Below are 13,099 nucleotides of genomic sequence, written 5' to 3'. Positions count from 1 at the left end.
AAGGATTAACTTAGTCGTTAACCCTTACCTTTACATATTGAAGTGCATTGATTATACGGTTATTATGGTTTTATTAGGACTAATTTAGTTAGAAATGAGAGGAAAGAATATGGCAAGATATCTAGGTAAACGAATTTTCTATCTGGTATTAACACTTTTCATCGTTACCACGTTAACGTTCTTCTTGATGAAGTTAATGCCAGGTACGCCACTGACCAACCAGGAGAAACTTTCGCCTTCTCAAATCCATTTGATTTACAAACAATATGGGTTGGATAAGCCAGTATGGCTGCAATACATCGAGTATTTGATTAACGCAACTCATGGTGACTTCGGAACTTCCTTCCAATTCAGTGACCAACCAGTTTCATACTTGATCTCAAGTCGAATTGGCGCCTCAATTCAATTAGGGGTTCAAGCAATGGTTCTTGGCGTTATTGTTGGAATCGTCATTGGTGCCTTTGGTGCCGTTAAACGAAACACTTGGATGGATAGTGCAACAACCATTATCTCAATCTTGGGAATTTCAATTCCAAGTTTCGTGTTGGCCGTTGTACTTCAGTACTTTATCGGATTGAAATTGGGTTGGTTCCCAATTGCCGATTGGGGTGGCTTTAGTTACACGGTGCTACCGACGCTTGCGTTGGCAATGGCGCCGCTGGCTGAATCCGCGCGATTCGTCCGGACGGAAATGGTCGATGTGTTGAGTTCGGATTACATTGAACTTGCTCGGGCCAAAGGAATGAGCAAAACGGGTGTTATTTATCACCATGCGCTCCGGAATAGTTTGATTCCGTTGGTCACCATCATTGGACCCGTTGCGGTTAACATCATGACCGGTTCGATGGTTATTGAAAACATCTTCTCAATCCCTGGTATTGGTAACCAATTCGTTCAATCCGTTTTGACGAATGATTACCCAACCATTATGGGACTGACAATCGTTTATTGTTTCATGTTGACGGTCGTGTTGCTTCTTACGGATATCGTATATGGCATCATTGATCCACGAATCCGAATTACGGAAAACAGGGGGTAAAAATAAATATGGCTGATGAAATTAAACTCCCTGCAGGTAGTTTTGATAAACTAACGAAGGGCGATAATCTAGATAGTGAAAAGATTGCTGCGCCATCATTGACGTTTGCTCAAGATGCTTGGCGTCGTTTGAAAAAGAATAAGGGTGCCGTTATTTCAATGTGGATCCTGGTCTTCTTCTTCATTCTGGCATTTGGCTCACTCATTTGGTCTCCACATAACCCAAATGCTGTTAATCCACAATTTGCGAACTTACCACCAAAATGGCCGGGAGTTGGTATAAACGGATTTAACGGAACTTTGGTACAGGCGGGACACCGAGTTAATGCGTACGCACAAGCAGGCGCTGGCTCAAGCATTCATTACTGGCTTGGAACTGACTACTTAGGTCGTGACCTCTTATCAAGAATTTTATTTGGGACACGAATTTCCTTAATCATTGCCGTTGTTGCAACGTTCTTTGATTTAACAATTGGTGTTACTTACGGAATTTTCTCAGGTTGGAAGGGTGGCCGTGTCGATACATTCATGCAACGGGTAATCGAAATCATTTTGTCGATTCCTAACTTGGTTGTTATCGTGCTGTTAATCTTGATCTTGAAACCTGGTATGACGTCAATTATCTTGGCAATTGCCTTTACTGGTTGGACGACAATGGCGCGTCTTGTCCGGGCCCAAACCCTTGAAATTAAGGAACAAGAATACGTTTTGGCCGCTGAAACTTTGGGTGAAAGCTCATGGAAAATTGCGTTCAAACATTTGTTGCCAAACCTTTCAAGTGTCATTATTATTCAAACAATGTTTACGATTCCAAACGCAATCTTCTTCGAAGCGCTACTTTCGTACATTGGGATTGGTATCAGTTCTCCTAAAGCATCACTTGGTACTTTGCTGAATGATGGCCAGAAGAACTTCCAATTCTTGCCTTATCAAATGTGGTATCCCGCAATCGTACTTTCAATCATTATGATTGCCTTTAACCTATTTGGTGATGGTCTACGAGATGCCTTTGATCCACAGTCACAATCGAGAGGGTAGGTGAACTAACGAACTATGGAAAGTAAAGAAAAAATTCTAGAAGTTAAAGACTTAACGATTAATTTCAATACTTATGCTGGAACAGTTAAAGCCATTCGTGACGTTAGTTTCGACCTCAATAAGGGTGAAACGCTCGCAATCGTTGGTGAATCTGGTTCAGGTAAAACAGTTACAACCCGTTCAATCATGGGCTTAAACGCTTCGAATGCCGATGTTGCGAAGGGTAGCATTATGTTCCATGATAAAGATATTTTAAAGATGAGCGATAAGGAAATTGAAGCCATGCGTGGTGCCGAAATCGCTGAAATTTTCCAAGATCCGATGACTTCTCTAGACCCAACCATGAAGATTGGCCGGCAAATTGCCGAACCGCTCATGATTCATAAGGGTATGAAGAAGGATAAGGCAATGTCACAAGCGTTGGAAATGATGAAGTTGGTTGGAATCACTGATGCGGAACACCGAATCAATGACTATCCTCACCAATTTTCAGGTGGGATGCGTCAACGAATCGTGATTGCGATTGCGTTGATTAACTACCCAGAAATCATCATTGCTGATGAACCTACAACTGCTTTGGATGTGACGATTCAAGCTCAAATTTTGCGCTTGATGAAGGAACTTCAAGATAAAATTTCAACTTCAATTATTTTCATCACCCATGATTTGGGTGTTGTTGCTGGAATGGCCGATCGGGTTGCCGTTATGTATGCAGGTAAAATTGTTGAATTTGGAACCGTTGACGAAATATTCTACGATCCAAAGCACCCATACACATGGGGACTATTGAATTCAATGCCAACGATGGACACTGCCGACGATTCATTACCATCAATTCCAGGAACGCCTCCTGATTTATTGGATCCACCAAAGGGAGATTCGTTTGCGCCACGGAATGCGTACGCCATGAAGATTGATACGGAACAAGAGCCACCATTCTTCAAGGTATCCGATACACACTACGCTGCTACCTGGTTACTTCATCCAGATGCACCAGAGGTAACGCCTCCTGCTCAGATTATTGAGCGTCAAAAGAAGTATAAGGAAATGCAACAAGAATTAGCTGAAGAGGCTAAAAAGCCTGTCAAAGAAGAGGAGGAGCTATAATGGTCGATTACGATGATAGTAAAAAAGTACTAGAAGTCAGCCATTTGAAGCAATACTTCAACGTTGGTAAGGCAGACGAAGTTCGTGCCGTCGATGATATCTCGTTTGATATTTACGAAGGTGAAACTTTTGGTCTCGTTGGTGAGTCTGGATCTGGTAAGACGACAATTGGTCGGGCTATTATTCATTTGTACACACCAACTGCAGGTTCTATTAAATTTCATGGCAAAGAGATTGTTGGCCTGAAAAAGGGTAAAACGATGTCAGATCTTCGTCGTGACATGCAGATGATTTTCCAAGATCCCTACGCTTCTTTGAACCCTCGGATGAAGGTTAAAGATATTGTGGCGGAAGGAATCGACATTAATAACCTTGCCAAGAACGATGAAGAACGAAGCAAACGAGTCGAAAACTTGCTCGAAACGGTTGGTTTGAACAAGGACCACTCAAGTCGTTATCCTCACGAATTCTCTGGTGGACAACGTCAGCGGATTGGTATTGCGCGTGCCTTGGCCGTTGAGCCAGACTTCATCATTGCTGATGAACCAATTTCAGCCTTGGATGTTTCTATCCAAGCCCAGGTTGTCAACTTGTTGAAGGATTTACAGCGTGAACGTAAGTTGACCTACCTTTTCATTGCCCATGACCTTTCAATGGTTAAGTACATTAGTGACCGAATTGGGGTTATGCACTATGGCAAAATGCTTGAAATTGCGGATGCAGATGAGATTTACTCTCATCCATTGCATGACTACACAAAGAGTTTAATTTCTGCTGTGCCAGTTCCTGATCCTGAGTACGAGCGGACTCGTCAACAACTTGATTACGATGCTAAACTCGAACATGATGATAAGGAACGTAAGATGGTTGAAATTTCACCACGTCACTGGGTTCGTGCCAGTGAGGATGAAATTCCAATGTATCAGAAGCGAGCACAAGCGGAGTCGCTGGTGAAGGATTAGACCTTTAACGATCTCTTATCCTCGGATGACTAAGCTAACGAGTACCACTTATTTAAGAAGTCATATTTTCACATAGCAACATCTCATTTCTAAACTAAACCAATGCACACTAAAAGCGCCTGAGACCTAATCTCAAGCGCTTTTAGTTTTGGAAAAATTAATCGATAGGCTGGTCCACGTTGTTAAAGTACACAACGGAAATTTTGCCATCTTCGACTTTTAATTTAGTAACGGAGCCGTTAATTGCGGAGACCGCTACGTTGATGTCGGAAAATTTGGAAACGACGCTTCGAATTAAGGTACCATGAGTGGAAATGAACACCTTGTCGCCGTCCTTAGCGTCCTTGATGATTCGATCAAATCCTGGTTGAAGTCGACCCCAGAACGTTGCGTTGTCTTCTGCATCATGGTAAGGATCAGCATCGTGCAACATATCCTTCGTTTTTTCAATGGAGAAGGTATCAATCATTTCGTGGAAGTTGTTTGTCCCATGAGGGCTCCCCACCATATGCCAAGTTGCGTAGTCATCGTTCCCCTCAAAGTAACCAAAGTTTTCTTCCCGGAAGGCAATATCAATTTCTGGTTCCTCAAGCTTGCCGTTATTCTCAGCTAAAATATACTGAGCGGTCTGCTTGGCACGACGCGCATCACTAGAAATCGCTCTGTCGAAGACAACGTTCTGTAGTCGTTCTCCAGCACGTTTGGCATCCTTGACGCCGTTGTCTGTCAGTGGGGTATCTGCCCAGCCTTGAATTCGGTGATATTTATTAAGGTAGGTTTGACCGTGACGAACCATATAGATGTTAAAAGTTGTCATGTGAAATTCGCTCCTCGCAATTCATTTTTATAAAGCTAACAGCTTTATTCTATCATAATTGAAAACGCTTTATTGCAAACTTTCAGTTTTTCTCGGCAATTTTTGAAAAGACGTTAGAAAACAATCGTTATGAAACAATAAGATGGCTTATGTCCCCAAAAAGTGGTAAACTTTATACTCGAATTTGAGAATGGAGGGGTTTTATGCCAGGTTCCATCAAAGAGCAAGAACAGCAGCATTTAGACGGTGTTGTTAGCAAGATTAAAGATGCCCAGGTTGAAGCAAAACGGCGGATTAACACTGCCGAAAGCGATGAAACCGGAATCCGCAATAATTTTCAAAATGATCTACGAATTAAGACGGATTCTTACACTGGAATGATGGAAACCGCAATTTCAGTTCGGCAACAACAACAAATGCTAGCTGAGCGTCAAAATAGTTGGCAGCATGCAACTTCTCAATTAGCGACTTTAAAAAGATTACAAAAAACGCCTTATTTCGCGCGAATTGATTTCCACGAATTAGGCGAGCCAAAGAGTGAAACAATCTATATTGGATTAGCTTCATTTTCGGACAAGCCCGACCACTTTTTAGTCTATGATTGGCGTGCGCCCATTTCGAGTGTCTATTACGATGGCGGAATTGGCGAGGTCACTTATCAGACACCAGATGGTGAGCAGGCGGTGGACGTCAAGCTCAAACGACAATTCCAAATTGAAGACAGCAAGATTAAGACTGTTTTCGATACGGAAGAGGCAGTTGGCGACCAAATGTTGTTGGATGCCCTAAGCGAGCAATCTGATACCAAAATGAAGAGTATCGTGACCACGATTCAAAAGGAACAAAACCAAATCATTCGGGATACAAAGTCAGATTTACTCTTTGTTCAGGGATCTGCTGGTTCAGGTAAAACAGCGGCAGTGCTCCAACGAGTCGCCTACTTGTTGTACCGCTATCGAGGCCATTTGACGGCGGGACAGGTTATCTTGTTCTCACCCAACCAACTATTTAACGACTATATCGATCAAGTGCTCCCTGAATTAGGCGAGCACAACATGGTTCAGATGACGTACTACCAGTTCTTGGGACGTCGGGTGCCCAACATGAAAGTGGAAACCTTGACTGAGCGATTTGCAGAAAATGAATCAACGTCTCAAAAACGAATTAATGATGTCATCAACAGTTTGGCGTTCTTCAAGGCGGTCACGACTTACTCCAATCATTTGGGGAAAGAGGACATGATCTTCCGGAACATTCCATTTAGAGGAAAGAACTTCATTTCGGCAGAACAAATTAGCGAAATTTACTATAGCTTTAACGAAAACTATCGGCTGTCTAATCGTCTTCAAGGCACGAAAGAGCGGTTGATTAAACAATTAAATCGCCGAATCACCTCAGAAATGAAGACGAAGTGGGTTGAGCAGGCTGTTCAAGATTTGAGTCAGGAACAAATTAATGATATGTACGCTGGGGAAGCCAAAGAGAGCGACTCTGATGACAAGGAATTTAAATTCTTGGCACGCAAAATTGTGGTGAAGGAATTCCAATCAGTCCGAAATGCGATTATGAAGAATCGGTTCCTCAGCATCAATTCCCAGTTTGTCCATTTCTTACGAAGTGTTCCCCAGATTATTAATTTGGAAAAGTATGGGATTTCGCGTGAAGACTGGCAAGAAAAGATTAAGCAGTCTATCGACCATATTAAGGATCGCCACGTTCGGTTATCTGATATTTCGACTTACCTATACTTGTACGATTTGATGACGGGTAAAAAGGGTGAGCGGGCCATGCGTTACGTCTTTATTGACGAAATTCAAGATTATACACCTTTCCAACTTGCTTATTTAAAGTTTAGTTTTCCAAAGGCTCGATTTACATTGCTGGGCGATTTGAACCAGGCAATTTTCACCAAAGAAAATAGTAAGACGCTGTTGGAAGAGTTGAGTACGATGTTTGATAAAGACAAGACACGCGTCATTCAGTTAACGAAGTCCTATCGGTCAACTCAACAAATTACCGACTTTACTAAACACATCTTGACGAATGGTGAGGCAGTTGACTCGTTTGCTCGGGAAGGCGCGCTGCCAACAGTGAGCGTTCAACCAAGTATGGATCAGGCGTTGGATCGCTTGGAAGCCCAACTTGCCTTCAATGATAGTGAACGAGAAACGACCGCAATCATTGGAAAAAATCTAGAGGATTGTCGCGCCCTTGCGGATCAGCTGAATGGGCGCGGCGTAAAAGCCACCCTCATTCAATCTGAGAACCAGCGACTTGCCCCAGGGACCATCATTGTGCCATCGTACCTCGCCAAAGGGCTAGAGTTCGATGCAGTGGTCGTTTGGGAAGCTTCCAAGGTAACTTATCATGATGATGACGAACGTCAGCTGATGTACACCATTTGCTCACGGGCGATGCACCAACTTTCCGTCATTGCGATTGGTGAGTTATCACCATTATTTGATCAAGTTCCAGAAAAAGATTATGAAATTGTGAAGTAACAAAATGGCGACCATTATTGGCCGCTATTTTTGTGTCTTTATCGGGTGAAAAGAATGCTATAATATAACAGTTCAATTTAATTTTCATACAGAGGATAGGAAAAGCAAATGGCAGAGTTGATCAACTACGATTCTTTCACCAAGGAGCAGTGGAAACAGTTTTATCAAGAAGCACGTGTGCCAATGTCTCAAGAAAGTTTGCAACAAATTCAGGCGTTTAATGATCAAATTTCGTTGCAAGACGTGCAGGATATTTATATTCCGCTGGTTTATTTGCTTTCCTTGAAGTTGGCTCAGTTCAAACGCTGGCAAGTTGTGCAAGCAAACTTCTTGAAAAAGGAAGCCCACGACGTTCCCTTTATTATTGGAATTGCTGGAAGTGTTGCGGTCGGAAAGAGCACAACTGCCCGTTTGCTAGCCGTTTTACTTCAACATTTTTTTACCTCTGAACGAATTGAGTTGATTACGACTGATGGGTTTCTCTACCCCAACAAAGTGTTGGAGGAGAAGGGGATTATGGACCGTAAAGGGTTCCCCGAAAGCTATGACATGAAGACGTTGATTCAATTTTTAAATGACGTCAAAGCTGGAAAACCAAACGTCGAAGCACCAACCTATTCGCACCAAATATACGATATTGTGCCTGATCAATCTCAAATAATTGACCGACCCAATGTTTTGATTGTTGAGGGGATTAATACCCTTCAACTGCCCAGTAACGAGCAGGTTTATGTTTCGGATTTTACTGATTTTTCGATTTACGTCGATGCCAATCCACAACTGGTGGAGCAGTGGTACCTGGAGCGATTTAAGGCGTTGCTAGATACAGCCTTTCAGGATCCAAAAAATTATTATTATCCATACGCGACCGGTAATCGTGACGATGCCATCATGATGGCGGAACGGGTTTGGCGCGAAGTTGATTTAGTGAACCTGAACGAGTTTATTTTGCCGACTCGCTCACGGGCAGATTTAATTATTCATAAGACCAATAACCATTTGATTGACCGATTATTACTCCGGAAGTACTGATGAGAGTTTCCTCATAGTAATTGACCGGAACAATTGAGATGGGTATGATTGTTTAAATACATTATTTTGAAAGGGTGAACGCAGTGGCCAACGTAGATCTATCGACATTTGATAAAATTATCGTGCTGGATTTTGGTAGTCAGTATAACCAATTGATTACGCGACGAATTCGAGACCTCGGAATTTATTCTGAACTCAAGTCGCATAAGCTCACGGCTCAAGAAATAAAAGAAATTAATCCAAAGGGAATCATCTTCTCTGGTGGACCCAACAGTGTTTACGCTGATGGCGCGCTCCGTGTTGACCCAGAAATTTTTAAGCTTGGCATTCCAATTTTAGGAATTTGTTATGGGATGCAATTGATGGCGTACTCTCTTGAGGGCGGCGATGTAAGTTCTGATAACGGACAATACGGTCGTGCAGAGATTAGCATTACTTCTGATGATGCCAAATTATTCAAGGGCACGCCAAAGACGCAAAACGTTTGGATGAGTCACGGTGACTTGGTAACCAAGGTACCTGAAGGATTCGAACGAGTTGCAACAAGTGACGACTGCCCAATTTCTGCTATGCAGGATACGGCACGTAACTTCTATGGAATCCAATTTCATGCTGAAGTTCGGAATACGGACTATGGTAATGACATTTTGAAGAACTTTGCGTTTGACGTTTGTCAGGCTGAAGCTAACTGGTCAATGGACGACTTTATTGATCTTCAAATTCAATCCATTCGTGAAACAGTTGGTGACCGCAAAGTGTTACTTGGCCTTTCCGGTGGCGTTGACTCTTCAGTTGTTGGGGTTTTACTCCACAAAGCGATTGGGAATCAGCTGACCAGCATTTTTGTTGATCATGGCCTTTTACGTAAGGGTGAAGCTGACCAAGTGATGGCCAGTCTTAAAGGTAAGTTTGGCTTGAACGTTGTGCAAGTTAACGCGCAAGAACGATTCTTATCAAAACTTGCTGGCGTGAGTGATCCAGAACAGAAGCGGAAGATTATCGGTAAAGAGTTTATTGAAGTTTTCAATGATGAAGCTCAAAAGCTTGATGGAATTGACTTCTTAGCTCAAGGTACTCTGTACACTGATGTTATCGAAAGTGGAACCGACACTGCTCAAACGATTAAGTCGCACCATAATGTGGGTGGCTTACCTGATGACATGCACTTCCAATTGATTGAACCACTGCGTTCACTTTTCAAGGATGAAGCGCGTGAATTAGGTGAAAAGCTGGGGATGCCGTCAGACCTCGTTTGGCGTCAACCATTCCCAGGTCCAGGTCTTGGAATTCGAGTTCTTGGTGAAATTACACCTGAAAAGCTTGAAATCGTTCGGGATAGTGACTTAATTTTACGTGAAGAAATTAAAAAAGCTGGTTTAGACCGCGATATTTGGCAGTACTTTACGGTACTTCCAGGTATTCGATCAGTCGGCGTAATGGGTGATAGTCGAACTTACGACTACACCGTTGGTATTCGTGCAGTTACCTCGATTGATGGGATGACTGCTGACTTTGCTCATATTCCTTGGGAAGTATTAAGTGATATTTCCGTCCGAATTGTAAACGAAGTGAAGCATGTCAATCGTATCGTGTATGATGTTACGAGTAAGCCACCTTCGACAGTGGAATGGGAATAGGACTTAAATATTCCCTGAAGAGAACAAACCGATTGGTGCTGTTGAGTGGATGCATCTTGACTGAGATTGATGGATGAAATAGATTCATTGGAAACTTAATATCACAACTAAAAACAACGTCTCCCTCAATCGGGAAGACGTTGTTCTTTTATTTCTATCCACATTATTTAAACATTGATTATTTGCTACATACCATCAAAAATGGATGTGATTTTAATCCATATTCTTCATCGCCGCCCAATGATTAATCGGGCCATACTTGTGACCCACAGCGATTTCATTTGAAATAGCGGTGTGGACAAATGCTTTCGCAGTTCGAATTGCCTGCTCAACGGAAAATCCTTTGGCAAGCTCAGCGGCGATAACGGCGGATAGCGTGTCGCCAGTACCATTGACTCTTTCCGTATTAACGAATTGCTCTGATAGCCAGAAGGAGTCACCATTTTCCAACAAAATATAATCGCTAACGTCAGCTTGTTCAGGATTGTCATGGCGGCCCTTAATCATGACGTTTTTTGCGCCAAGATTCTGCAATTTGGCTGCCGCGGCAATGATGGATTCTTTTGAGTCTAACGGCTCGTCAGTTAATTTTTGCGCTTCAAAGAAATTCGGTGTAATGACGTTGGCTAACGGAATTAGTCGCTTCTTGAAGGTTTCATAAGCTTCTTCCTCAAGCAGCATCGCGCCGTGTTTGGTGATGATGACCGGATCAACAACGAGTGGGCCAAAGACCTGCGTATCGTAGTTATCGGCCACAACGTTGATGACGTCGGAATCTGCCAACATACCAGTTTTGGATGCTCGAATTTTAAAATCCTTTGCTAAAACGTCAAATTGAGTCTTGATAAAATCCACCGGCATTACATGAGCGGCTTCGATACCATATGAATTTCCCGCCACTGCGGCCGTGATTAGTCCCATACCATAGACATTTCGGGCATAGAAACTGCGCAAATCAGCGGGCATTCCGGCGCTTCCGTCAGAATCGTTACCCGCAATGGTCAATGCTTGAATCTCGCCATTTACCATAATCTCACCTCATTTTAATTTATGATGCCTATTTTACCATTAGAGAGAAGAAGTCCCTAATTTGAATGTTAGCCTCATCAAATATAGCTTCCCCGTATGTCATCTAGCTGATTCAGATAACTTTCCTGGAGCTGCTTCGGATACTCAATATGCATGTGCTTACCAAATGAAATCAAAAAATGGGTCATATAGTCTAGTTCTGTCTGGTTATAACCGCCAACCATGTAGGGAATATCATTTATTACTTCCAAATGCATGTTTGGATAATGATGTTTCAGGAACAACTCCTTGCCGTAAGCGGTCAATCGACAGCGAAAAGGGATGTTGTGGAATTTATTTTCATATTGATCTTGGATTTGCTGGAGTTCTAATCTCGAGTAGGTAGTCTTAACCGTTTTATTAGTCGATAAATCGAACATGTAGTCACAACGGTAAGTGCCCCATTGTTGAGTCACAAAATCAAAAGCACTCGTAAACCAAATGCCGTTTCGATAAAATAACTCAAGAATTTGCAGTTGCAAATGACTACGTTCGTGCTGTGTATAGGTGACGTTAACAACTTTTTCATCAAAAATTGCGTCTAACAACTTTTCTAAATCAATCGAAAGTGTCACCTGTTCAGCGTTGTAGTAGTGGACAGCAGCCAGCATTTTGGTCACATTTTTCTGGCGTTCAGGCAAAATTGTGGCCATTAGTTTTTTCTGAATTCGTTGATAAGATTCGTTGAAAGGCGTCGCGGAAATTGCCTTCAAGGCATCCAATGCGAAAAAGATTGCCTGCGTTTCCTCACTGTTAAAGTAGACCGGAATTAAAGGTGTTTGGTTAATCAGGCGATAGCCGCCACTGCGCCCGTTCTCACCGTAGAGGGCAAGGCCCATGGATTCAAGTTCCTCAATGTCCCTGAGGGCAGTTCGTTTGGAAATCTCAAATTCAGCCATGAGGTTCTTAAGCTGAAATGTGTGTTTGTCCCTGAGAAAAATAAGTTCCTGGTTAAGCCGTTCAGATTTATTCATTTGAAAATCCCTCCATAAAGGTGCCATGTATTGGCACCTTTTAGTTATACACTAAGTTTATCAAAGAAAAAGGAGTATGACGATGCAAACTTTACTTATTAATGCTCATCCAGATTTCGCAAACCAGGATCACTTTTCTAACCAATTAGAGGAACAGTTTTTAACAAAGTATCAGCAGCTCTTTCCAAATGAGCAGCCCACAGTTCTGAATCTCTACGACTCAGAAATTCCACGGATTGAAAAGGGACAACTATTAGATGTTTGGAATAAGCAACGAAGTGGTGAAAAAATGACTGCTGACGAGGACCACGTCGCGCAAGTATCTAATAACTTATTAACCCAATTTAAAGCGCACCATCGAATCGTGATTGTTTCGCCACTTCACAATTTTAATGTGACCTCCCGAATGAAGGATTATATCGATAACATCTTGATTGCTCAGCAGACTTTCAAATATACGGAAACTGGCTCAGTGGGATTGATGACAGATGATTATAGAGTGATGCTATTACAGGCAAGTGGTTCAATTTATACCAATAACGATCGATACACACCACTTGAATTTTCTCACTTTTACTTAAGGGAAATGTTTGTGGAAATGATGGGATTCGATCAATTTAACATTGTCAGGGCACAGGGAACCAGCATAAGAAGTCCGGAAGAAGTGTGGCAGTCGGTACCAGAAGAGCTGGATCAGGCAATGCATGATTTTTATGCAAAGAAGTGACCTGATCTAAGTTGCAATTGTGACTGTATCTAAACAAAAATATGGATCAAAACCTCCTCGAAGTTGGTTTTGGTCCATATTTTTTTGTTTCGCGGTTTATATACTGGCACCTTTATAAGTTTAATTGCTTGCGCACGCAACTAAAATGGGTCATAATACCGATGGTTAAAAGATTATTGTTGAACAACAATGTACTGA

At 42.3% G+C, this 13,099-nt stretch carries 11 protein-coding genes; 8 read left to right on the top strand and 3 right to left on the bottom strand.

Annotation, left to right across the window (positions count from 1 at the left end):
* The first annotated feature begins 109 nt into the window (after positions 1-109).
* Genes opp3b through FGL90_RS02400 form a run of 4 tightly spaced genes read left to right on the top strand, consistent with a single transcriptional unit; the run spans position 110 to position 4,145 of the window.
* Positions 110-1,039 carry an oligopeptide ABC transporter permease gene (gene opp3b / locus FGL90_RS02415; RefSeq protein WP_010619487.1) on the top strand — a complete coding sequence of 310 codons (930 nt, stop codon included), beginning with the start codon at positions 110-112 and terminating at the stop codon, positions 1,037-1,039.
* 8 nt (positions 1,040-1,047) lie between these two features.
* Positions 1,048-2,076 (top strand): ABC transporter permease, encoded by a 1,029-nt coding sequence (locus FGL90_RS02410; protein WP_010619488.1) that lies wholly within the window; start codon positions 1,048-1,050, stop codon positions 2,074-2,076.
* A 15-nt stretch (positions 2,077-2,091) separates the two neighbouring features.
* Positions 2,092-3,183 (top strand): ABC transporter ATP-binding protein, encoded by a 1,092-nt coding sequence (locus tag FGL90_RS02405; RefSeq protein ID WP_010619489.1) that lies wholly within the window; start codon positions 2,092-2,094, stop codon positions 3,181-3,183.
* Positions 3,183-4,145, top strand: coding sequence for an ABC transporter ATP-binding protein (locus FGL90_RS02400; protein WP_010619490.1), 963 nt, complete (start codon positions 3,183-3,185; stop codon positions 4,143-4,145). Before FGL90_RS02405 ends, FGL90_RS02400 begins: the two co-directional genes overlap by 1 nt.
* A 157-nt stretch (positions 4,146-4,302) precedes the next feature.
* Here the strand turns inward: FGL90_RS02400 and FGL90_RS02395 are convergent, their stop codons facing one another.
* Positions 4,303-4,962: a histidine phosphatase family protein gene (locus FGL90_RS02395; RefSeq protein ID WP_010619491.1), complete on the bottom strand. Its 660-nt coding sequence runs from the start codon at positions 4,960-4,962 to the stop codon at positions 4,303-4,305.
* Positions 4,963-5,165: 203 nt separating this feature from the next.
* Between FGL90_RS02395 and helD the strand changes: the two genes are divergently transcribed.
* From helD to guaA, 3 genes are all read left to right on the top strand, one after another.
* The gene (gene helD / locus FGL90_RS02390; RefSeq protein ID WP_010619492.1) at positions 5,166-7,463 is read left to right on the top strand and encodes an RNA polymerase recycling motor HelD; all 2,298 of its coding nucleotides are present in this window, start codon (positions 5,166-5,168) and stop codon (positions 7,461-7,463) included.
* 108 nt (positions 7,464-7,571) lie between these two features.
* Entirely contained in the window at positions 7,572-8,495 is a 924-nt protein-coding gene (gene coaA, locus FGL90_RS02385) for a type I pantothenate kinase (protein ID WP_010619493.1), read from the top strand.
* Positions 8,496-8,578: 83 nt separating this feature from the next.
* Entirely contained in the window at positions 8,579-10,132 is a 1,554-nt protein-coding gene (gene guaA / locus FGL90_RS02380; protein ID WP_010619494.1) for a glutamine-hydrolyzing GMP synthase, read from the top strand.
* Positions 10,133-10,345: 213 nt separating this feature from the next.
* Here guaA and thiD read toward each other — a convergent pair whose 3' ends face one another.
* Together thiD and FGL90_RS02370 are read right to left on the bottom strand one after the other, a co-directional pair.
* Positions 10,346-11,161, bottom strand: a complete 816-nt coding sequence (gene thiD, locus FGL90_RS02375) for a bifunctional hydroxymethylpyrimidine kinase/phosphomethylpyrimidine kinase (protein ID WP_147656697.1) — start codon at positions 11,159-11,161, stop codon at positions 10,346-10,348.
* A 77-nt stretch (positions 11,162-11,238) separates the two neighbouring features.
* Positions 11,239-12,174 carry a helix-turn-helix transcriptional regulator gene (locus FGL90_RS02370; protein WP_010619496.1) on the bottom strand — a complete coding sequence of 312 codons (936 nt, stop codon included), beginning with the start codon at positions 12,172-12,174 and terminating at the stop codon, positions 11,239-11,241.
* An 82-nt stretch (positions 12,175-12,256) separates the two neighbouring features.
* Here FGL90_RS02370 and FGL90_RS02365 point away from each other — a divergent pair, with 82 nt between their 5' ends.
* On the top strand, positions 12,257-12,901 hold the full coding sequence (locus tag FGL90_RS02365) for an FMN-dependent NADH-azoreductase (RefSeq protein ID WP_147656695.1): 645 nt from the start codon (positions 12,257-12,259) through the stop codon (positions 12,899-12,901).
* The last annotated feature ends 198 nt before the right edge of the window (positions 12,902-13,099 follow it).

The organism is Secundilactobacillus malefermentans (assembly GCF_008033155.1).
GTDB classification, from domain to species: Bacteria; Bacillota; Bacilli; order Lactobacillales; family Lactobacillaceae; genus Secundilactobacillus; species Secundilactobacillus malefermentans.
This window is presented reverse-complemented; position numbering and strand designations above follow the sequence as displayed.